We start from the raw sequence: 21,883 nt of genomic DNA, 5'->3' as shown, positions 1-21,883 counted from the left end.
CGCTCAGAGCTGATGTCGGAAGTAACCCAATGTTGTCCCCTTGATCCGCACGATTGGGTAATCTTTTCTCAATTCGTTGAGGTAGTGCCATACGCCAGGCCATGCGGGGGTGTAGTCATGCCACAGAATCACTCCCCTTGGGGAAAGCAACTCAAGAACGCGTTCTGTGTCATTCTTCACATATGAGTAGGAGTGGCTACCATCGATAAACGCAAGATCTACGCTGCGACCATCCAGAGCTCCCCGAAAGTCAAAAGCGGCCGAGTCTCCGAAAAGACGAATCACGTTGCCCACGCCAGGATGGCGCATGAATCGCGGCCTGACCCTGCGTGTGTCGCTGACGTACGTCAGGTCGTCGCGATCTCTCGGTAGCGCGGTTTCAGAAGATCCAAGAGGGAGGTCGAGAGTAAAGACGAGCGCATCCGTTGGCGCGTTAAGGGCCATCTGAAGGGTGGTATTACCGTCGAAGGTGCCGATTTCGAGCAACACCCTTGGCGCCATATATTGAACTAACCCCGCTATCACCAGCAGTTCGTACGGAGCCACATTCCCGTCGCAACATTCGAAGTCGGCGAGCTTAACCTCCACGGCCTCCGGGACCAGCCTTGAGAAATCTTCCTCCGAAACCCGTGCCCGGTCCTCCTGATACCTGCGGTAAAGCTCCCGCGCCCCTAAACGGATAGCTTGGAAGCAGTAGCGAGGCCGTGCCACAGCCCCGCTGGCCGCGATCATGGCTTTCCGGAATTGTTTGCAGGCTAAGCCCACTCCACGGCCCACGTTTGCACCCCCTCCTTGACGAAGCTGAGCTGAACTAGCTGGCCGCCGAGACGTTTTACCGCCTCCTGCACGGCGAATCGACGGCGCGGGTCGCAGAAGAAGAACATAAATCCACCCCCGCCGGCACCGCTGATCTTCCCGCCCAAGGCGCCCGCCTGCCGGGCCTCGTGGTAAACCTCGTCTATCCTGGGGTTGCTGATTCCCTCGGCCATGCGCTTCTTGTTTTCCCAGGCCACGTGCAGCAGTTCCCCGAATTCCCTAAGCCTACCCAGCAGCAGGGCGTTCTTCATTTCGTAGGCCAGTTCTTTAAGCTTGTCCATGGCCTGGACTGCTTCCTCCCTGCCCCGCCGGTAGTTCTCTACCTGCTTCTCGATAATATGGGCGGAAAAGTGCTGGCCCCCCACGTAGGCAAACACCAGACTGTACTCCAGCTCGCAGATGGTTTCCGGCCGCAGCCTCAAGGAGTTCACCACCGTCACCCCATCGTGGAACTCCATAAAACTGAACCCGCCGAAGGCCGCCGCATACTGGTCCTGCTTCCCTCCCTTGATACCCACCTCTACTCTTTCGATGCGGTAGGCCAGCTCGGCGAGCTGATAGTTATCCAGGGGCACGCGCAAGTACTCCGCGATGGCCCGGATCAGGGCCACTGTGATGGCAGAGGAGGACCCCAGGCCGGAACCGGGCGGGGCGTCGTTATGTAGGAAGATCTCCAGGCCCTCGGAGAAGCCGTTGGCCCGGCGGAAGTGGTCCAGTACCCCCTTGGCCAAGTCAAGCTGGCCGTCGTAAACGAAGGGGTCCTCCAGGGCGTAGGAAATACTGGCGTCATAATCCAGGCTCTGCACTTCAAACCGCTTATTCCCGTTGGGCACCAGCGTGGCGCAAGCGTAACGGTTTACGGCGGCACTCAGCACCGCGCCGCCGCGCTCGTCGCAGTACGGCGGCACATCCGTGCCTCCGCCGCCGAAACTGATGCGCAAGGGCGCACGCGCGCGGATGATAGGCACGTCTCTCACCTCCCCGTACGTCTATCCTCGCAGCGAGCACACTCATGCCGCCCCCTGTCTCCGCCTGCCCCGTCTCCGGGTGAGCCATTCCCGTGCTAGTAGCGTTACGAAATACGGATCACGTACCAAGTACCTGTAGGAGAGCCTGCGCGGTTCGCGGAGCAACCTGTACAACCACTCCAGGCCCGCCCTCTGCATCCACGCCGGCGCGCGGCGCACGCGCCCGGCCAGGAAGTCGATCGCCGCGCCAACGGCTATGTTTACCGGGGTCTCGAGCTGTGTCCGGTGCCTCCACAGCCACTTCTCCTGGCGCGGCGCCCCAAAGGCCGCCAGTAGCACGTTGGCGGCTGACTTATTGACCATTGCCACGATCTTTGCACTGGCACCGTCGTCCTCAAGTTCCCGACGGCTAGGCGAATACGTACCTACTATCTGCACACCGGGATACCTCTTCTCGGCCCGCCGCTTGGCGGCCTCGGCCACGCCGGGGCCGGCCCCTAGCAAGAAGAGTCGCAGGCCGAGCTCTGCGGACCTTCGGCACAGCTCCAGGGTCAGGTCGGAACCGGTTACCCTCGCCGGCAACGGGCTGCCCAGGACGCGCGAGGCTACGACGATGGGCATGCCGTCCGCGAGGACCAGGTCCGCAGCCGTAATGATCTCCGATAAGGTTGCGTCGCGACACGCAAGCACTAATACGTCGGTGTTAACGGGCACGACTAGGTGCCAGCCACCACTGCTAACGAAGGCCGCGATTCGCTCCACGCAATCGTCAAGGGTGACCGCGTCGAAGGGAATCCCGTTAATCGAAAAAGAGCGTATGGCCAATGATCCCCACCACCATGGTCTCACGCCCAGGCCGCCGACCAGGCTGCGTAAATGGTTGCCGGGATGGGTATACCCATAACCTTGACCCCTCCCAGCCTCGCCTCCGGGAAGTAACGACGCAGCTCACGGATGGTAAGCGGGTGGACTTCCTCCAGTTCGCCCTTCCGAATGTGCCCTACTCCGACGCGCCCGCAACCCCTCTTGTAGCCATGAACGCGGCGACGGTGTACGCACTCCCCGCCTGGACACCCCTGCCACGGGCAGAATGTCCCCCACCGCCTCGGCAGCGTGGGTGCCACCGCATGTCGCGGGCACGCTCCAGCCGTCACGTGGTCGGCGGCGTCACGTCAGCCGCGCAATCCCTCCCGCGCCGCCTTCTCGAGCTCCGCGATCGTTTCTTCCGCCTCATTGTGGTCGAACTCACGAACCCGCTCATATCCACCTGCCACCAGGCGCTCGCGAAGGCCCGGGTTGCTAAGCACGGTGTAGATCGCTCGGGCCATTTCCGCCTCATCGGTTGGGTCAAAATATGCCGCGGCTTGGCCCGCCACCTCCGGAATCGACGACGTGTTTGATGCCACTACGGGCGTCCCACAGGCCATGGCCTCGAGCAGAGGTAGGCCAAAGCCCTCATACAGGGACGGAAGCACAAAGGCTGCGGCGCCGCGGTACAGAGACACAAGGTCTTCATCAGGGACCGTTCCAACCATATGCACACCTCCTACCACATCCGGGGCAGACTCAGGTGCCCTACCCCACCCACGGCGCCCCACTATTACCAGGTCATACCCATCAACTCCGTATTTGCCCCTGAGGAGCCGGAAGGCATTTATGAGCCGCCGAAGGTTCTTTCGTGGCTCGAGGGTTCCGACGGCGAGAATGTAGCTTCGGCTAATGCCATAGCGCCGAAGAACCCGGGAAATCCCGGTCTGGTCGTCCGGGCGAGCCGCGATGCTAGCGAAGTGAGGCGCGAGGCTTCGATGTATGACGGTAACGCGGTTCTCGTCGATGCCGAAGAGCCGCACGAGATCGTCTTTGGTAGCCCTAGACACCGCTATCGCTTTTCGTAGCTTCCGCGACCTAAGGGCGGCGCTGATGAGGTGGCGGTAGTAGTAGCGCACGCCTGGCGACATCGTCCAGGGGAAGTGCCAAGCTGCAAGGTCGTGAATAGTCGTCGTGAAGGGCGTGGTCTTCAGCAGGGGAATGCCCAATGTAGTGTAGTGTACCAGCACAACGCGGCTGCGACGGATGGCCCAGGGTAACCAAACCTGCTCTGTAAACACGCGGGTGGCGAAGGGACTCACCATGACTGTGTCAAAGCACGGCAATATGTCGCTGAAGTGGCGTACACCCCCCTGGTGCAGGAAAAGTACCAAGGATAAGGAGCTAGGCCTCTCGCTCGCCACGCGGGCGAGGCCCCGCACTAGGTCTATCACATACCGCTCTATACCCGTAACCCTGGGTCCACGCACAAACGTCGCCTCGATACCAATTCGCAACCTTCTCAGCTCACTCACCAAGTGCCCACCTCGCGGTCCCAGAAATTGACTGAGGCCTAGCTCCCGCTCCCCACGTCGCACTGTCGGCGGGTGGCGGTTTACGGTGGCCAACCAGCAGCCTGGGCGAGGGTGGTACAACGAGTCGTACACCAGGTCCCGAGCCGTCAGCCACCTGGCGGTCAGCGCCCGCGCCTCGGCGGCCCACCGGTCTACCGCGCCCGGTCGAAAAGAGCGCAACGGCAGTCCAGAAATAGAGGCTAACGTTGTAGTAATACAATAGGTTGTCGGTCAGCAGGATGATTGCAAACCCAACCGTGATGGCTAGGAGCGCGTGGTTACCGTACCGAGCCATCCTGACGGCGTCCTTGAAGATGAAGAACATGGTCACGCCGAAGAGAAGGATCCCGACGAGACCCGCTTCAAAGAGGATTCGCACGTATTCGCTGTGCGGCACGTACTCCACCCCGACGACTTCGTTAACGTACTGATCCACGCTCCCCGCACCCCACCCGATGAAGGGCGACATGCGCCACCTGTCTACGAGCGCCCGCCACACGACCATCCGCCAGCCCATCGGAACATCCGTGCGTTCAAGCGCCTGAGCCAAGTCTCCTATGGCCAGCTCCGCGAACCGACGCGCTAGCAGGTCTTCGGGAATAACGCGAAGCACCACGAAAGCCAGTGTTAGGCCGCCAAGTACCAGCACCGGGAACCGCCAGCGTGCCTCATGCCGCTCACTCGCCCAGACAATGCCGGCAGCTGCGCAGGCGAGCCATGTAACTCTGCTGCCCGCGAGAATAAGATGGGCGATGATACTCCCTATCAAAGCCAAGTGTACCGCCGGGTGGACGGAACCACGCGAGAACGGTCGACCAAACACGATGGTGACGAGTACGAAGTATAGAAAGAGAGCATAGTTACTTGAGTGATAAAATACCGAGTTTAGGCGCAACCCTTTCTCTAGAACCGCGCCGCCCAACGCTTGCCAATACCCAACACCGAGCGGGATTAACACGGCAACAAGGACCGCCAGGTACGCCCTGCGCACGCCTTGACCCTGAAAGAGTGTGCACGCGGCCACCAGACTGAGCGCAAACGGCGTTATCAGTCGCACTACGGTTCGAAGTCCCCCGCTGGGGTCGGGCGACCAGCAGAGTGTGACCGCGTACCACCCCAAAAAGAGCAGGTAAGGCAGGGCGTAGGGGACGTCCTTCGATAACACCTTAAGGCCCCGGCGCGCCCCAGAAAGCAGAAGGAAGCATGATGCGGCCGCGCCTAGCAGTATGTTTATCATACCCGCCGCGTCGGTCGAAAGGGGTGTGCCAGCGAGCAAACTGCCTCGGCCGCTAGCCAGGCTCAGCATAGGGGCTGCGGACAATACCGCCAACGTAAACCATGCCGGCCGGAAAAATAGCAACGTGACCGCAGTCAGGATACCGACCGCCGCCAGCGCCCCCGCACCTTCTACGGAGGCGGCTAGCCCAACGACGCCCGCTAGCGCGCCCCAGGTGATGGCGGCTGCTACCGGTTCTTCGCGCACGCTCTGGATAACGGAGCCCCTCACAGCACCGTCACCGGCCCTGCATGACACCATCTGCCCAGCCCAAAAACCGACCGGCAAACGTAGCCAATGAAATCCCCGCCTTTCGGAACCGCCCCAGCGCGCAATAGACCGCTACTCCTCCGAGGGGCCGTGCTACAAGGCGTGCCGCCCGCCAAAGAGGGTAGGCGTTTTTGCCAATTACAAAGCCCATCCCACGGGCATAGCGATAGGATCGCCGCGCCAGCTGCGATAACGGAAGGTACTCGAACGGTTCCGGATGGTAGACGGCGATCGTCGGGTCGTACCACAGTTTAAAGCCGAGCTTAATCGCCCGTATCAGGTAGTCAGTCTCCTCACCTGAACCCCAACAAGTCCCGCTCCCTACCCCGAGCCTTTCGTCAAAAGGCCCAACGGCGGAAACCGCCTCCGTACGAAGAAAGATCGTAAAGGACACGCCCGTATACCAAACATTAGAGAGCCCAATCGGACCGGCCGAAGGTGCCCAACGCCCCATGACCGACCTTCCATGTTCGTCTGACGCTCTGCCGCAAAGGCCCGCGGTTCCCTGCTCTAGCTCGAAAAACCCCACCACGCGCTCCAGCAGATCGGGCGGGTACCAGCAGTCATCATCCGGGAAGCCCACGATGTCGCCCGCGATGTGTCCTAGGCCTACGTTACGAGCACGGGAAAGCCCCCTCTCCGCACGCAGATGGTATATAGGCCCTACGCACCCGACGTACGCATCTAAGATGGGTTTCAGGCGCGCGTCCGGATTCTGGTCCACAACGACGAGTTCCCAGTCGCGGTAGCTCTGCCGCACAAGCGAATCCAAAAAGCGCGCGACCTCCCACGTTCTGCAGACTGTTGCTAGTATGAGCGACACCCTCACGGCGACCGTCGCACCCCCACCCCGTCGTCTTGAACACCAGGACCCTCGCCGGAGGCCGCCCTGTGCGCGGAGCTTCCGTGCGGCCCCCATCACTCTGCTCTGTTGACCTGCCGGTCCACAATGCAGCAGCGACGGCGTACTACCAAGGCCGTCGGGCCACCCCAACCAGTGGCACCCCGCCCCACATGCACCGGACTGTAGACGCTGGTGCCTACCAGGGGACCATACCTGGTCTCAGGGTAGCCCTGGAGCCTCTCGCCGACGTAGCCGTGAAACCAACCCAAGTGCACACCCAAGAGCGCGCTTGCACGCCCTCAGCCGCCAAAACCATTGTGGTCCGAGTAGGGCAGCTAGAGCGTACACGGTATGGTGCGCGCGCCACGGGGAGCTAACCGCAGCACGGAAAAGGTAATATCTGCCCAGCCGGAAGTTCCCTAGGTGACAGAGCTGGCGCCCCAGAACGAAGTAGTGGCTGCCCTCAATGCGCTTACGGCCAAGCAAGCGGATTTCGCGGCCGTACTTCGCGAGGATTGCCGCATGCCCGCGCACGACAGCCGCCTCGTCGGTCGAGATCTGCGCTCGGTGCCAGTAATACCTTACCAGGGGAATGGAAACCTTCCTGAAGCGGTACAGCCTTGCAATGCGTATCCAGAGGTCCCAGTCTTGACAGCTTGGCAACGTCTCGTCGAACAGACCGACCCTTTCTAAGCACTCACGCCTGATCACGACCGATGAAGTGGTCCCAACCACGTTGGACCCTAATAGTTGCTTCAATATATTCCCCTCCGGAGCACGGGTACCAACCCGTCTCGCGGGCCCATCGTCGGAAACCCAAACCAGCTCCGTGTACACTGCTCCACAGTCGTGATCTTCGGAGAAGACAGCGAGTTGGTAGGCCAGTTTCTCGGGTAGCCACTCATCGTCGGAGTCCAGGAAAGCTATGAACTCGCCGCGGGCGGCGCGGATGCCCGTATTGCGCGCGGCGGAGCCGCCGAGGTTGTGCTCATGCCGGAGGTAGCGGATGCGCGGGTCGTTGAAGCTCCTGACCACCTCTTCGGTGTTGTCCCTGGAGGCATCGTCCACCACGATGATCTCGAAGTCCTGGTAGGTCTGGTTGAGTACGCTCTTGATCGCCCGGCCCACCAGGTGCGCCCGGTTGTACGTTGGGATGATCACACTTACGGTTGGCGGCTTCCCAGCCGGATAGTTCTGGCCCATTATCTAGCCCCCTAAGCCGTGGCAGCGTCTAAATTGCCAGTTCCGTCTCCAGAAGCCACTGCGGTAGCCGTGTGGCTTCGTACAGTCTGCTGGTCAGAGTAGCCGGATCAGCAGTATTGCGCCTGAAACGCCCCTCGGCGGGGTCATAGCAACGCCTCACCTGCTCCTGTATCCACCACCGGCATTCCCCCACGGGATCCCCTGTTCCCGCTTCCCCGTAAGGCCCGAAGACCGTTAGGACGTACGGGACCTCAAAACCCGTCGGGTTGTAGCCGAATGCGAAGGTATTGCCTTCGAGTTCTGACTTGTACTGCCGCGACTGGGTCCATAGAAGAACGCGACGCAGGGAACGCGAGTTCCAGAAAGGGTGGTGCGGGACCGCTGCCCTCAAGAGGGCTAAACCGTAGAGGCTGAAGGCATGATAGCCCAGGGACATGTCCAAGTACCTAAACAACGTAGGCCGACTGCACGACCCGCTTGCGCGTGAGGCAAAGAGGTAACGAAGATCCTCCACCCGGTCGGGCCATCTTCTAAGGACTGCTCGAATCATGCGCTTTACCCCACTTCCATCTGTAGGGGGCAGTGACCTTACATGCATCCCCAAAAGACCCTTACCGAGGATGTGGAGGTGCCCCTCAACCCTATCCATAAACTTCAGCACGCGAGCCTTGACCTCGGGAGAGCGGGGTCCGGGAAGACGCGCCGCCGTAGCGGCAAACCACACTTGCTGGTTCAGCGTAGAATGCACAGACAGAACCCGCCCGTCGGGCTCTACACTGTGCCACAAACCGTACCGCTCGGAAAACGGGTGTTGTAGGAAGACCTCCTCCGCGACGGCGGCGTACCTATCGTTCTGCAGGACCCGTGTTGCCTCCGCGAGCGCCTCGAAGACCCATGCCTGACCTATGAGCCCGTTCGCCTGATTTGCCTGGTGCTCCCTGAGATTGTAAAACGTAAACCCGTGCGGCCTAGCCTCCCGTGAAACTAAGTACTCCGCCAGCCGCGCTACGACATCTAAGTACTTCTCCTTATTCGTGGCAGAGTAGACCCAGCTGAACAGGATGAGCCAGTGAGCCGAGTTGCGGACGGGCGTTTGAGCAGTCCGCCAGGGTCCATTCGTCCCCGGCTCCACACCGGTAAAGCTTTCGGCAACCCTATAAATGAGCTCACGTAAGGTCACGGCCGACCTTATCGCCTCCCAAGATTGTGAGCTTTTGCGGGCTAGCGTGGGACCCGAACACGCGCCCTACCTACCGATGGAAGCGACCAGTTTCTCCGGCTCTGTCCGAAAAGGCGGCCACGCTCATCTCGCCCTAGAGAGGCGACGGATCGCTTTGCGCATCAGCGTCTTGGTGTCATGCATTAACAGAAGCGTTACTAACCAGGAGTACTTTTCGATTATCTTTATCGGTATCCGCGCGAGCAATGCGGGCGCTTCCGGCCGCGCACAAACGACCGAGTTGAGCAGTAACAATAGGGCGCCAAGGTATGACGCTGCACTAGCCCGCCCCGCAGCGACCTGGCTCTGCGGTACAGCGAAGCCAAGGGCTTTGTGAACTCGGAAGCGCGCCGCTACTGAGTTCTTCTTGTAGGAAACATTTCCTAGGTGAGCCCATGTTGCAAGGTCCTTCGTAACCGCACGTAGGACGATGAACCCCCGGTTCCGCGCATCCAGCAGGAGAGCTTCGGCTTCTGGAGTGCGACACAAGACAAGAGACTCCTTTACCCCCAGCGGGCCCGGGTCGCCCACTGAAAGGTCGGCGTATTCATTAGTAAGGTCCTCACAGAGCGTACACCTTCTGGAAACGAATAGACTATCGGTAAGGCTGAAGAGTGACTTTGGGATGTAGTATTCTTCACCTTTGTGGGTTCTCACCAGAAAGCCGCCGCCGCCTCTGTCCCAGTCCGCGCTGCTCCTCGCACGAAACTCAAGAGAAGCAACCGCGCCCTCACTCACACGCAACTTTCTCAGCCAGAACCTAGTTGCATTAAAGCTGACACGGAAACCGCAGAAGAGCCCGATACACAGTTTGATCCTGTCGCTGATACGGGGGTTCTCCAGGGCTGCCTTCCTTATTCCACGGACTTGGCAGGGCAGGCCTATAACTGCGTATCTGGCCGGTTCTTCGATAACTACCCTGAGGGCGTCGTTCACCGGTATAGGGAGGTACTTTGATTGCGCACAGGCCAAGACCTCGTCGGCGGTTCTGGCAAGCACCAACGCGGGTCTAACCGGTGCGCCCTCTGACATCTTCGCCGCGATCACCGCATCGACTACTCCGCCGTCCAGCAAGTACATGGCGAAGGCGGAGACTACGCCGCCTGAAGCGCCAGCATTTCTGATCTCGGCCTGGGCGGCATGTGCGAGGTAGCACGAGGTGATCGGCCCCAAGGGTGCGGCGCCGTCTACCTGAGAAAAGCGTTCGGCGGATCCTGGCTCCGGTGCAATTCCCGGACAGACGCGAACGCACCGCCCGCAGTGTGTGCATCGGGCGCTATCCACGTAGGGACGATAAGCGCCGGTCGTGGTCCCTAGCATATATACTGCCCCGGTTGGACATATGCCGCTGCACGTACCGCACTCGCAGCAGAGGCCCCGTGCCCATACGTCCCCTATCGTTGGCCCGGCAGATCTGGCCTGCGCCATTTAAGAGAACTCTCCCCACTGAGCCCTTGCAAGGTGCGTAGCCCCTTCGGTCCACCTACGAGCCAGCGCACGAAGGATTCCATACCCGCCTCGAAACCCGTCTTCGGCGAATAACCCAAGAGCCGCTCCGACTTGGCCGTGTCCGCCCAGGTCCGGGGTACATCGCCGGGCTGCTCCGGGAGGTGTTCAACGCTGGCTTTTACCCCGAGCGCCTGCTCCAGGGCCTTGACCATGTCCAGTATAGGTACGGGGCGGCCCGTCCCCATAGAGCGGGATGGGCCGGCCTTGAAGCATCAGCCGGGCAAATTTGTGAATGGCCAGGTCCGGCCGCTGGCGGGGGACGTAAACAGTGAACAGCCGCAGGGCGATGAAGCGGATGCCGTAGGGGTGGCTGTACACGTGGCCCAACAGCTCCCCGGCCACCTTGGTGGCCGCGTAGGGGCTGATGGGGCGCAGGACGTTGTCGTCCTCCCGCCAGGGCAGGTTGGGGTTTACCCCGGACACGCCGGAGGAGGCGAACACGAACTGCCTTACGCCCCAATGCCGCGCCAGCTCCAGGAGGTTCTGGGTCCCGCCCACGTTGACCTCTTGGTGCCCCACCGGGTCCGCAAGGCTAGGCCGCACCCCGGCCTTGGCCGCCAGGTGAACGATCACGTCGTACCCCCCACGTAGGTTGGACCTTAAGGCTGCCAAATCGCGGATGTCCGCACACACCAGCGCATAGTTCGCGTGCTGGAGGTGGGGCTCGACGTCCTTCTCCTTGACGCCAGGGTCGCACAAAGAGCCCCGGCTAAGGCCCGTGATGGCCTTCGACAAATATCTCAACCACGTTAGCAAGCTTCTCCAGGGCTACGTGGGCAGTTCGGGGCCCGCGTACCAACCCCTATGTACTCTAATCCGCAACGAAGAAGTCTCTCCAACGGCAGGCAGTTCCGCCCGTCCACGACTACCCGGGGCGGCTGCATGTAGCTGGCGGCTTCTCCCCAGTCGAAGCGGATAAACTCTGGCCACTCGGTGGCCAATACCACCGCATTGGACCCGGCGATAGCCGCGAGGACAGAAGGCGCGAAGGTAACTTGCGGCGGCAGAACGCTTCTCGCATTTTCCAAGGCCAGTGGGTCGTACACCCGAACTTCGGCCCCTTCGTCCAGGAGCAGGCGGACGATATCGATGGCCGGGGCTTCGCGCACGTCGTCGGTGCCAGGCTTGAATGCCAGGCCAAGGACCGCGACCCGCTTACCCGCCAGATCGCCCAGCCGCTCCCTCAGCTTTCGTATTGGCAGAAGGCGCTGCCGGTTATTGACGCTGATTACCGCCCGAAGTAGCTCAAAGCTATGGCCGTTGGCCGTGGCGAGGAAATCCAAAGCCCGGACGTCCTTGGGGAAGCACGAGCCGCCGTAGCCGATGCCCGCCTGCAGAAAGCTGGGGCCGATGCGTGGGTCGAGGCCAATGGCCCGAGTGACGTCCGCAATGTTCGCGCCCAGCTTCTCGCACAAGTTGGCGATTTCGTTAATGAAACTAATCTTGGTGGCCAGAAAGGCGTTGGCCGCATACTTGATAAGTTCGGCGCTTGTGATATCCGTTATGACCACCGGGGCGTCTATCCCAGTAAAGAGAGAACGTGCCATTTCAATGCTTTCGGGTTCCTCCCCACCTATAACGATTCTGTCAGGATGGAACCAATCATGCACCGCCTGACCTTCCCGCAGGAACTCCGGATTCGACACATAGGAGATCCTCTTATCGCCCCCACTCAAATACTGAGCCACCAGGCGCCGCCCGGTCCCGGGAGGTATGGTGCTCTTCATTACCACCACCCCTGGACCACGAAACTTATCCCTAACCCACTGAACGGCAGCGCGGACCTGCGAAAGGTCGGCCGCCCCATTTGGCTGCGAAGGAGTTCCCACACAGATGACAGCTACCTGCGCGTCCAGAGTGTCTATTTCGTCCGGCGTGGCGAACGAAAGACTGCCTGCTCTGTTCGCCTGCTCCACCAGCTCGGCCAGGCCGGGCTCGTAAAAGGGCACCCTTCCAGCCTGAAACGCAGTCACTTTATGGTGATCAATGTCTATACCGACGACTTTTTTCCCCGTAACGGCCAGAGCCGCGGCCGCTACGGCGCCAACATAACCTAGACCGAGTACAATAACTTCCACCTCTACTCACTGCCCTCCCAAGGCCTAACCCCCTACTGCCCCGTCATGGTTAGCACCGCCAGGCAGGTGCGGGCCACCAGCTTCAGGCCCAGCCACAGGCCCGAGTTGTGCGGTTACGCGAGCTGGCTGCGTCCGGGGCGTGTAGTATCACGGTCACGGCGCCGATGTCTTCAAGGTAACTCAGGTCAGCCCACACCTCGTGACAATACGGGCCGGAGCACGTTTATGAACTTAAGCTTCAGGTCTTCCTTGGTCGGGAGGTTGGGCATATTCCACCACGGGTTGCCTTACGAGAACATCCCACAGGAAGCCGGCGGGGTCCAGCCTATCGAGACTAATTTCCTCCGGCGTATACCCCCTGGCATCGATGGGCGCCATTAGCTTCCCGGCGGCCCTTCCTAAAATGACGGCCCGCTGCCGTAGATCCATACCTTCAAAACTAGGGGAAACGACAATCAGATCTATATCGCTGTCCCCCCGTTCGCTTCCCCTAGCGCACGAACCGAAGAGGTAAACTCTAGAAACTTCGATACCGAGAGAGGATAGGATCCGAAGGTAAGCGCTTATCAGGGTTCCGATTCCAGATGCGCGGTCTGCCTTATCCACTCTATCACCTTCTGCGCTTTCGCAACGTACTCTTTGGCCACCGGACCCGGATATGCGCTCAACGCTTTTGCGATGTCTTCCGGGTATCTTGCCGTTCCGGCCACCGCGTTCCCTACCCCGCTCCCCACCCGGCGTGCCGACGCAACCATTCCGGCTTGCATACTCTGCCGCTGAGGCTTCAGAGGTCATCTTGAGGTACAGCCGTCCCGCCTCCCCCCTGCCTCCAGCCTACCATAAACGGGAAGTACGGGCAACGCGAATGCCGTGCGCTTACTGCCCCGTCATGCCCAGGACGGCCAGGGCGGTACGGGCCACCAGCTTAATATCCAGCCACAGGCTCCAGCGGTCTATGTACTCCAGGTCCATCTTCACCCATTCCTCGAAGCTGGCGTGGTTTCTGGTCGTGGCCTGCCAGATGCACGTGATGCCGGGCTTGACGGAAAGGCGCCGGCGCCAGGCGCCGTCGTACTGCTCCACTTCGTGCGGCAGGGGCGGCCGCGGGCCCACCACGCTCATGTCCCCTTTGAGCACGTTGATGAACTGGGGCAGCTCGTCCAGGCTGGTGCGCCTGAGGACCCGGCCCACGCGGGTGACGCGGGGGTCGTTTTTGATCTTGAACACCGGCCCGTCGGCCTCGTTGGCCGCCAAAAGCTGGGGGAGGAGCTTGTCCGCGTCCTTAACCATGGTGCGGAACTTGTAGAGCTTGAAGCGGCGGCCGTGCAGGCCCACCCGCTCCTGGGCGTAAAAGACCGGGCCGGGGGAGTCGAGCTTGATGGCCAGGGCGATGAGAAGAAAGAGCGGGGAGGTGAGGGCCAGCGCCAGGACGGAGAAGGCCAGGTCGAACAGCCGCTTGGCCGCCAGGGCCAATTCCCTATCCGGGCCGCAGGAGAGGGTGAGCAGGGGCACGCCCTCGAACTCGGCCAGCCGGCCCTTAAAGACCCGGGTGGGCCAGAAGTCCACCGGCAGGCGCACCTGCTTGCCCTCGGCTTCGCACACCTCTATTACCCGGTTGAGCTTGTCCAGGGCGGAGAGCGGCAGGCACACCGCCACTTCGTCCACCACCCGGGAGTGCAGCACCTCTTCCAGGGCTTCCACCGGCCCCAGGCGGGGCAGGCCGTCCACCGCCATTTCCGGGGAGGGGTCGTCGTCCAGGTACCCTACGGCCTCTATGCCCAGCTCCGGGTGCCGCCTTAGCCCCTGCAAAAGCCGCCGGCCCCGGCCGCCGCCCCCCACCAGCAAGAGGTAACGCCGGTTGCGGCCCCGGCGCCGCAGGAAGCTGAAGCCGGCGCGCAGGGCTAGCCGCAGGGCCAGGGTGAGCAAAAGCAGGAAGGAAAGGAAATAGGCCAAGAACAGGCGGCTTACGTCCACCTTGGCCAGCACCAGGAAGGCGGCCAGGCCGGCGCCCAGTAAGAGCCAGGCCCGCAGCACCAAAAGGGCCTCCTCCCGGGCCGCCCACAGCCTCCGGGGGTGGTAAAGCCCGAAGCCGTCCAGCAGCACCACCCAGGCCGCCGGAACGAGCCAGGTTACCCAGAAAAGGTGGGGACCGAGCTGGGCCTGCAGGACGGCCGCCGCCTGCTCCAGGCTGGGGAAGCGGGCGGCCGCGGCCAGGGCGGCGGAAACGAACACCGCGCCCGCCTCCACCACGGCCATGGCGAGGCGCAGCTCGCGCACGCGATGGCGCAGCATGACCGGTTTCTACCTCCTCCCAAGGCGCGCAATGACGGACGACCGGCTGCCGTTACCGGTCGGTTTGGGAATGTTCTTGCTTCGTATCCCCCTTTTTTCTTCTCTCTTCTTTGCCCTGGGTCTCGCTTCCGGGAACCGGGGCAGGAGCGGGAACCATTGCCTCCCTTTGGTATGCACAATTTGCCAGGCGCGCAAGAAATTCCTGCCGGTTTTGGCGGGGGCTGCAAAGTAATTTTGGAGCCGGAACACTTGCGGGCGCCGGTGGGCGCTAGGCCCGGTTTTGGACGACGGCCCGGCACATGACTTCCAGCCCCAGCTCCCGGCACCTCTTCTTGGCCTGCCGGTCGATACTGGCGCTGATTAAAAGCCCCTTGAGGGGGCGGCCCAGTTGGGCCTCGGCAAAGAGCTTCTTGCGGTAGAAGTTTAGTACGTCCCCCGTCTTGACGTGGGACTTGACCTCCACCACCCAGCTCAAATCGTCCGCCAGGTAGAGGTCGAACTCCACTTCCGCCGGCACGCCGTACAGCTCCCCGGCCTCGTCCTGCAGCACCAGACGTTTGGCTTCCCGGAACTTCTGCCCGGAGAAGCGCTCTACCGTCTGGCGCACGATGTCCTCCAGGCCGCGTCCGAGCCTGCCGCTTAAGGCGGAAACTTCCAGGCGCAGGTCCCGCAGATCGGTAATTACCCCCTCCAGGCGACGCTCTAGGGCCTCGAAGCGACGATCTACGGCCTCGAAGCGGCGCTCTACGGCCTCGAAGCGACGATCTACGGCCTCAAAGCGGCGCTCTATGGCCTCAAAGCGACGCTCCATAGCCTCAAAGCGGCGGCGGCTGGCCTCCTCGTGGGCCTCCAATCGCTTCAGAATGGCTGCCAGCTCGTCCTTGGTGGCCAGGGTCTCGGCCATTATACCCATGATTTCGTGCCGGAACTCCGGTCGCCGCCGGAGCAACTCCGGCAGCTTCTGCCGGATTAGCTCCTCGAACTCCTGCGGGTTGGCTGTGCCCACCGCCCTTCACCTCCTTATCTGACCCCTCGGGCGGGCCGGCGACAACGGCTCGCGGCCGCTCTATGCGCAGTATACCACCGCTTCGCGGAGGAAAAAGCCACGCCTATAACGTGACCGCCCCGGCGACCGGGTTGGGTGGGCGGCCTGTTGGGCGTCGCCACCGGCATGAAAAGTGCTCGCGGTCAGACCCGCAGTGCGTAAGTACGCCCCGGCCGGGAAATAGCCGGCCTAATTTAAGGAGGTGTCTCCTGCTGCTGCCCTTCCGGCCCCAGAAGAGTGCGGACGGGCAGCCTGGAAAAGTGTTTCCGATCAAAGGTGCACACCAGAGGCACCCCCCTGGCCACGGCATGCCTGGCCAGGTAGGCATCGATAAAATCAACATTTTGCTCCACATAGTCCTCAAGGGCGGCCAGCACCACTTGCCGCTCCTCCGCCTCGACACCGCTTGCGGTCAGAAAGGCGGACAGAACTTCTCTGATACGCTCCCTGGGAAGGGCGTAAAACGACTCGAGGGTCCACACCAGTTCGGCCACCGTGAGGGGCGATACTAGCAGAAGAAGTTGACCCTCTTCCACCAGGTCCATAATCCTTGCCGCCTTGGCATACAACCGCTCGTCATCCCGCAGCAAGAACCGTAGCACTACATTGGCATCCACCCAAGCCTTCTTCACTTCTCAGTGCCCGCCTGTCGCCGCCGGACCCACGCCTCGCGGGCACCCACTTCCTCCTCTTCAATGCCCGGAAATTGCCTTTCGGTCCGCAGAACCCCCCCTAGGTGCCTAAGGCGGGTGCGTTTACGCAACTCGACCGTTATGCGGCCGTCGTCCGTCACCGCGAAAAGCAAATCGTCCCCGATTTCTGCCCCTACTGCCTTTCTGATGCTTAGAGGTACCTGTACCTGCCCCTTTCCGGTGATACGGGCCGCAGCCCGGATTTCCGCCATGACCGTTCCCCCTTCCTGGCCACTATCATACTCCATAATCGAGCCGGTGGTCAATGACGAAGGTTCTCCCCTATTGCCCCGTCATGCCCAAGACGGCCAGGGCGGTGCGGGCTACGAGCTTGATATCCAGCCACAGGCTCCAGCGGTCTATGTGCGCTGGCGTGGCTCCTGGCCGTGGCCTGCCAGATGCACGGCCTTCCGAGCGCTCTTGCTCGACTATTCTTGCTTCGTATGCCGCCTTTTTCTCCTATTCTGTTCTTCCGGGCGTTCGGGGCGTGTAGTATCACGGCCACGGCGCCGATGCCTTCAAGGTAACTCAGGTCAGCCCACACCTCGTGACAATACGGGCCGTAGTGGTACAGGCGGTAGCGGTAGCCCAAATCGATGCCCTCCGCGTGCTCTAGGAAATAGAAGAGCCCGCGTGCACCGTCTGAGCCATGGCTCCTAGCCGCCTCCGCCGTTCACCCATCTCACGGTAATCTTTATGCATGGGCCGAGCACACCCCCTACTGCCCGGCGATGCTCGAGTTACACCTGCTTTATGGTAGGCTACGATAGGCCTCCCGACGGTGCCGGACATAGTATACCGTTACCTCGCGGGTGTGGGCATTAACCTCGTATATGATGCGGTAGTCGCCGACCCGGAGCCGATAAACGCGCTGTGCGCCGGTCAGTTTAACCGCGCCCGGAGGAAAGGGCGCCGACCGCAACCCCTCAATTGCCGCCAAAACACGTGAAACCAGCGGCGGAGACAACCGCCGCAGATCCTTTTCCGCGGAGGGCTTGAGATAAACGCTATAGTATTCCATCCTCTTTCAGCCGATGTTTGATTTCCTCCAGGGGAACCGAGGCTTCCTCCCGCCGCTCCGCTACTACTGCCAAGTCGTGAAGGTCCTCTAGCAGGCGCCGGTACCGCGCCACCGGAATGATGACCCCCTGCTTTCTACCGGCAGCATCTACTATATACCGTTCTCTTAACCGTTGTGGCCCTTCCAATATGAACTACCTCCCATACGGAATTCAGTTCTATCCTACCACAACAACCCCGGCCAGAGCACGACCTCTTACTGCCCCGTCATGCCCAGGACGGCCAGGGCGGTGCGGGCCACGAGCTTGATATCCAGCCACAGGCTCCAGCGGTCTATGTGTGCTGGCGTGGCTCCTGGCCGTGGCCTGCCAGATGCAGGTGATGCCGGGCTTGACCGACAGCCGCCGGCGCCAGGCGCCGTCGTACTGCTCCACCTCGTGGGGCAGGGGCGGGCGCGGGCCCACCACGCTCATGTCCCCTTTGAGCACGTTGATGAACTGGGGAAGCTCGTCCAGGCTGATGCGCCTGAGGACCCGGCCCACGCGGGTGACGCGGGGGTCGTTTTTAATCTTGAATACCGGCCCGTCGGCCTCGTTGGCGGAGAGCAACTGCGGCAGGAGCTTGTCCGCGTCCTTAACCATGGTGCGGAACTTATAGAGCTTGAAGCGGCGGCCGTGCAGGCCCACCCGCTCCTGGGCGTAGAACACCGGCCCGGGCGTATCGAGCTTGACGGCCAGGGCCAGCACCAGGCGCCTGACCTCCTACGGGCAAAGGGGGAGGGCCGCTTTATCCGGGCTTCATAACAAGCCCTTCTCCTGCAAGGCCTGCCAGGCCGCCCGAACCTCGTCCTCGCTCAAGTGCGGCTTTAGGGCCCGCACCCCCTGCATTACCGTCTCCCAAGCAGGGGCAGAATCCTGCCGCGCCCGCCGGAGCTCTTTGTAAACGTAGTGGGTGGTAGCCAAGCATTCCAGCTCCCGCGCCGACCGGCCACCAAGGAACTCCACCAAGCTATTCACTTGCTTCCTGAGGTCTTCGTCAGCGAAGCTTACGAGGCCCTTGATATCTTCCCGAGCATAGATATGGTAACCGTAACCGTTGGGACCGCCGCGAATGGATACCGCACCTACATCCTCAAGGTAGCTCAGGTCCGCCCAAACCTCCTGGCAGTACGGGCCGTAGTGGTAGAGCCGGTAGCGGTACCCCAAGTCTCGCCCCTTGCCATGCTCCAGGAAGTAAAAGAGCTTCTGCAGTAGAGTGTGGCCCACGGGCAAGCCCCTCTCCGTGCCCGCGCACACTGCCTGGGCTACTGCTCCCAGGCGCCTGAGCCGCTCGCCCATTTCATCCACCTCCTCTTCTTGCCTGCCTCTGTTTCCAGAAGTAATCGCAGAAGCTCTCTACCTCATCCCTGATCGCGGGCTCTGCATAAACACGGCATTTCTCGATTCGCCTCAGATCGCGGACCAGGGAGGATCGATCCTTCAGGGGAACATAGCCGTCCCGGTGACGGACATAGATCGGTGGTCGCTCGTAGGCGTACGGCGCCCTGGTGGCCTCGTCGAAACGGATCTGCTCTTCGCCAAACCGAGCCTTAACCTCCGCCTTGAGCCAGTCGAACCGCTCCAGTTCTACCGGGTCAGGATGATCACTGGTTTCGAAGGCGGCCCGGAAGTGCCGACGCTCAAGGAGACGGCGCGCCGCATCATGATTCCTGTGCGCGTTCAACAAGGACCACACCCGGTGATCATCCCACCCGGCAAAATCTTCTACGTCGCGGGGGTAGGTTCCTCCCTTCAAGGTCGCCGTTAGAAATTCTGCCAGGTGGTAATCTAAAATGCGCCTCGTCTTGTGATAGTACACGTCTAGGAACATGAAGTAACGGGCGAGGAGAAATCCCTCCACGGTGTGGATGCCGCCTTCCTCCAAAACCAGCTCCGGTCCGCCGTCTTCATGGTGCTGCCGCACCATCAGGGTGTTAAGGAGGCGGTGAACGTCAAAGCGACCGTACTGCACCCCCAGGTGGTAGGAGTCCCTGATTAGATAGTCTATGCGGTCGGCACCGAAGTCTCCCGTCAGCAGTTCAGAGACGAAGGCCGCATTCCTATCCTTGGCCGCACCCACGGCAATTTCGGCCACCGTGGTCGCCCCTCCCGGTCCGAGGAAGCCGTCAATGAGGTCGGCTATCTCCGTAGAAGTGATTAGGAGCAAGGTGTAATCTTGGTGCTCCAGACCACCCGGAAAAAGCCCCTCCGCCGCATGGGAGAACGGCGCGTGTCCCAGGTCGTGCAGCAACCCGGCCAACCGGCCCATGCGCCGGTACGCAGCCGCCTCGGCTGGTGACCATCCTAGAACCTTGCCGTATCTGGACAGCAATGTGTCCAGCATCTTGTCCATCACAAAGAGGGTGCCCAGCGAGTGCTCAAAACGAGTATGCATGGCGCTGGGGTAGACTAGGAACGTGGTGCCTAGCTGGTTTACGTTCCGCAGCCGCTGGAAGTAGCGCGTATCGATGATTCGCTGTTCGCAATCGTTCACGGTGATAAAGCCGTAAAGCGGATCACGGTAGTCCTTCACCATTCGAGCCCCCTGTTGACCGGTCAGGCGCGAAATCCCGGGCAGGTGCGGGCCGCCGGTTGTGTATGCGCGAGCAAGGCGAGGCTCCCTTACTGCCCCGTCAGGCTCAACACGGCCAGGGCGGTGCGGGCCACGAGCTTGATATCCAGCCACAGGCTCCAGCGGTCTATGTAGTCGAGGTCTGGCTGGCGGGGTCTACCTGGCCTGGGACAACCAGGCAACTATTGCCACGGCGAGACCTGCTGCGCCGATTACGATCCCGATAAGCCAGTGAATTTCTCCGTGCAACCTGTCTATTTTGTTTTCCAGCTTGCCTATCTTGTCATCCAGCCTAGCACCCATCTGCTCTATCTTGTCATCTATCTTGGCGTCCAACTGCTCTATCTTGGCGTCCACTTTGCCCTCTAACTGCTTTATCTCTCCGCGCAGGCTAGCTTCTATGCTGTCCAGCCGGTGAAGAACGTACTGTATGAAAGGATCAAAGCCCCGGTAGGGACCTCCACCGCCCGGCCCGGGGCTTTCCGCCCCGGCAGCTATCTGCTCCTGCGGCTTCTCGATCTCCTCTCGAGGCATAGCCATCCGGCCTCCCTCCTGGCCTTATCTTACCATAACCGGGAAGTCTGGGCAATGAAACTGTCTGCCCTCACTGCCCTGTCATGCCCAGGACGGCCAGGGCGGTGCGGGCCACGAACTTGATATCCAGCCACAGGCTCCAGCGGTCTATGTGCGCTGGCGTGGTTTCTGGCCGTGGCCTGCCAGATGCAGGTGATGCCGGGCTTGACCGAAAGCCTTCGCCGCCAGGCGCCGTCGTACTGCTCCACTTCGTGGGGAAGGGGCGGGCGCGGGCCCACCACGCTCATGTCCCCTTTGAGCACGTTGATGAACTGGGGAAGCTCGTCCAGGCTGGTGCGCCTGAGGACCCGGCCCACGCGGGTGACGCGGGGGTCGTTTTTAATCTTGAATACCGGGCCGTCGGCCTCGTTGGCGCTTGTAGAGCTTGAAGCGGCGGCCTACTTCCGGGAACCGGGGCAGGAGCGGGAATCATTGCCTCCCTTTGATATGCACAATTTGCCAGGCGCGCAAGAAATTCCTGCCGGTTTTGGCGGGGGCCATGAAAATTAGTTTTGCGGTCCGGCGTCCGGATGGTCCACCCCGGCGTCCGCCCGCCACGTGCCGGTGGTGGCGCCCGGTCTCCGATTCCGTTGGGGGTTAAACAGGAGTGAGGGCGCGCCACGCAGGGGCATTGGGCGCGCCCGTCATGCCGTCCCACAGGCGAGATCCGCGAATGCGCCCTGGCTAATGAGCTGGAGCGAACCGGGCTGGGCCGGTTGCCTTCAGGGCACATAACCGCTTGGCTTCCTCCCCCTAATTCGCCCCGGCTGAGCCGGTTCCGGGGCATCCCCTTCATAACCACAAGAGCGTATGCGAGAAGTCCGGGCACGATGCCCCGGTTACGAGCTCCGTGGCCTGACAGGCTAATCTTCAAAGGGAGCGCCCGCGTATGAGGGCCAGCTCGGTGCAGCTAATCGCCACGGACCGACTTGCCGGAACTTGACGGTATGGCCCGCCCGAGCCATACCACTGCCCCCCAGAATCGATCCTTGGTACGATTCGTTTTGTAATAAGGAAAATCCTGCCTTAAGAAGTCCATCCGATCCGGGCAACGAACTCTGAGAATCGGCAGCCAGTTTAATTTGCG

Annotated in this window: 21 protein-coding genes and 2 pseudogenes; all 23 read right to left on the bottom strand. The window is 61.5% G+C overall.

Annotated elements, in window-relative coordinates; translation table 11 throughout:
- Positions 1 to 3 precede the first annotated feature (3 nt).
- Positions 4 to 588: a class I SAM-dependent methyltransferase gene (locus NUV99_00535; GenBank protein ID MCR4418636.1), complete on the bottom strand. Its 585-nt coding sequence runs from the start codon at positions 586 to 588 to the stop codon at positions 4 to 6.
- 167 nt (positions 589 to 755) lie between these two features.
- Positions 756 to 1,784 (bottom strand): GHMP kinase, encoded by a 1,029-nt coding sequence (locus NUV99_00530; GenBank protein MCR4418635.1) that lies wholly within the window; start codon positions 1,782 to 1,784, stop codon positions 756 to 758.
- Between the two features lie 42 nt (positions 1,785 to 1,826).
- The gene (locus tag NUV99_00525; GenBank protein MCR4418634.1) at positions 1,827 to 2,609 is read right to left on the bottom strand and encodes a WecB/TagA/CpsF family glycosyltransferase; all 783 of its coding nucleotides are present in this window, start codon (positions 2,607 to 2,609) and stop codon (positions 1,827 to 1,829) included.
- Between the two features lie 347 nt (positions 2,610 to 2,956).
- The gene (locus tag NUV99_00520; protein ID MCR4418633.1) at positions 2,957 to 4,126 is read right to left on the bottom strand and encodes a glycosyltransferase family 4 protein; all 1,170 of its coding nucleotides are present in this window, start codon (positions 4,124 to 4,126) and stop codon (positions 2,957 to 2,959) included.
- Positions 4,119 to 5,402, bottom strand: coding sequence for an O-antigen ligase family protein (locus NUV99_00515; protein ID MCR4418632.1), 1,284 nt, complete (start codon positions 5,400 to 5,402; stop codon positions 4,119 to 4,121). The genes NUV99_00520 and NUV99_00515 overlap by 8 nt, the downstream gene beginning before the upstream one ends.
- A gap of 277 nt (positions 5,403 to 5,679) precedes the next feature.
- Complete coding sequence (locus tag NUV99_00510; protein MCR4418631.1) at positions 5,680 to 6,534, bottom strand: glycosyltransferase; 855 nt, start codon at positions 6,532 to 6,534, stop codon at positions 5,680 to 5,682.
- Between the two features lie 240 nt (positions 6,535 to 6,774).
- The gene (locus tag NUV99_00505; GenBank protein MCR4418630.1) at positions 6,775 to 7,758 is read right to left on the bottom strand and encodes a glycosyltransferase; all 984 of its coding nucleotides are present in this window, start codon (positions 7,756 to 7,758) and stop codon (positions 6,775 to 6,777) included.
- Between the two features lie 28 nt (positions 7,759 to 7,786).
- Positions 7,787 to 8,938 carry a hypothetical protein gene (locus tag NUV99_00500; protein ID MCR4418629.1) on the bottom strand — a complete coding sequence of 384 codons (1,152 nt, stop codon included), beginning with the start codon at positions 8,936 to 8,938 and terminating at the stop codon, positions 7,787 to 7,789.
- Positions 8,939 to 9,061: 123 nt separating this feature from the next.
- On the bottom strand, positions 9,062 to 10,150 hold the full coding sequence (locus NUV99_00495; GenBank protein MCR4418628.1) for a Coenzyme F420 hydrogenase/dehydrogenase, beta subunit C-terminal domain: 1,089 nt from the start codon (positions 10,148 to 10,150) through the stop codon (positions 9,062 to 9,064).
- A 441-nt stretch (positions 10,151 to 10,591) separates the two neighbouring features.
- Entirely contained in the window at positions 10,592 to 11,185 is a 594-nt protein-coding gene (locus tag NUV99_00490; GenBank protein ID MCR4418627.1) for an NAD-dependent epimerase/dehydratase family protein, read from the bottom strand.
- A 50-nt stretch (positions 11,186 to 11,235) separates the two neighbouring features.
- A complete protein-coding gene (locus NUV99_00485) occupies positions 11,236 to 12,564 on the bottom strand; it encodes a UDP-glucose/GDP-mannose dehydrogenase family protein (protein MCR4418626.1) in 1,329 nt (442 codons plus the stop codon).
- Between the two features lie 231 nt (positions 12,565 to 12,795).
- Complete coding sequence (locus NUV99_00480; protein MCR4418625.1) at positions 12,796 to 13,170, bottom strand: nucleotidyltransferase domain-containing protein; 375 nt, start codon at positions 13,168 to 13,170, stop codon at positions 12,796 to 12,798.
- A 270-nt stretch (positions 13,171 to 13,440) separates the two neighbouring features.
- Positions 13,441 to 14,856 carry a sugar transferase gene (locus NUV99_00475; protein MCR4418624.1) on the bottom strand — a complete coding sequence of 472 codons (1,416 nt, stop codon included), beginning with the start codon at positions 14,854 to 14,856 and terminating at the stop codon, positions 13,441 to 13,443.
- Positions 14,857 to 15,124: 268 nt separating this feature from the next.
- Positions 15,125 to 15,862, bottom strand: a complete 738-nt coding sequence (locus tag NUV99_00470; GenBank protein ID MCR4418623.1) for a hypothetical protein — start codon at positions 15,860 to 15,862, stop codon at positions 15,125 to 15,127.
- A gap of 233 nt (positions 15,863 to 16,095) precedes the next feature.
- Positions 16,096 to 16,533 carry a PIN domain-containing protein gene (locus tag NUV99_00465; protein MCR4418622.1) on the bottom strand — a complete coding sequence of 146 codons (438 nt, stop codon included), beginning with the start codon at positions 16,531 to 16,533 and terminating at the stop codon, positions 16,096 to 16,098.
- On the bottom strand, positions 16,530 to 16,859 hold the full coding sequence (locus tag NUV99_00460) for a type II toxin-antitoxin system PrlF family antitoxin (protein MCR4418621.1): 330 nt from the start codon (positions 16,857 to 16,859) through the stop codon (positions 16,530 to 16,532). Before NUV99_00460 ends, NUV99_00465 begins: the two co-directional genes overlap by 4 nt.
- Positions 16,860 to 17,344: 485 nt before the next feature.
- Complete coding sequence (locus tag NUV99_00455; protein ID MCR4418620.1) at positions 17,345 to 17,614, bottom strand: type II toxin-antitoxin system RelE/ParE family toxin; 270 nt, start codon at positions 17,612 to 17,614, stop codon at positions 17,345 to 17,347.
- Entirely contained in the window at positions 17,601 to 17,801 is a 201-nt protein-coding gene (locus NUV99_00450) for a hypothetical protein (protein MCR4418619.1), read from the bottom strand. Before NUV99_00450 ends, NUV99_00455 begins: the two co-directional genes overlap by 14 nt.
- Before the next feature lie 68 nt (positions 17,802 to 17,869).
- Positions 17,870 to 18,359: pseudogene (locus NUV99_00445) on the bottom strand (sugar transferase).
- Positions 18,360 to 18,410: 51 nt separating this feature from the next.
- Positions 18,411 to 18,950 carry a hypothetical protein gene (locus NUV99_00440; GenBank protein ID MCR4418618.1) on the bottom strand — a complete coding sequence of 180 codons (540 nt, stop codon included), beginning with the start codon at positions 18,948 to 18,950 and terminating at the stop codon, positions 18,411 to 18,413.
- A 1-nt stretch (position 18,951) separates the two neighbouring features.
- Positions 18,952 to 20,184, bottom strand: coding sequence for an HD domain-containing protein (locus NUV99_00435; GenBank protein ID MCR4418617.1), 1,233 nt, complete (start codon positions 20,182 to 20,184; stop codon positions 18,952 to 18,954).
- A gap of 195 nt (positions 20,185 to 20,379) precedes the next feature.
- A complete protein-coding gene (locus tag NUV99_00430) occupies positions 20,380 to 20,763 on the bottom strand; it encodes a hemolysin XhlA family protein (protein ID MCR4418616.1) in 384 nt (127 codons plus the stop codon).
- Positions 20,764 to 20,827: 64 nt separating this feature from the next.
- Positions 20,828 to 21,134: pseudogene (locus NUV99_00425) on the bottom strand (sugar transferase).
- Positions 21,135 to 21,883 lie beyond the last annotated feature (749 nt).

This window comes from Clostridia bacterium, assembly GCA_024653205.1.
In the GTDB taxonomy this organism is placed as follows: Bacteria; Bacillota; DSM-521; order Neomoorellales; family SLTJ01; genus JANLFO01.
The sequence above is the reverse complement of the archived record's forward strand: the minus strand, read 5'-3'. Positions and strand labels throughout refer to the sequence as shown.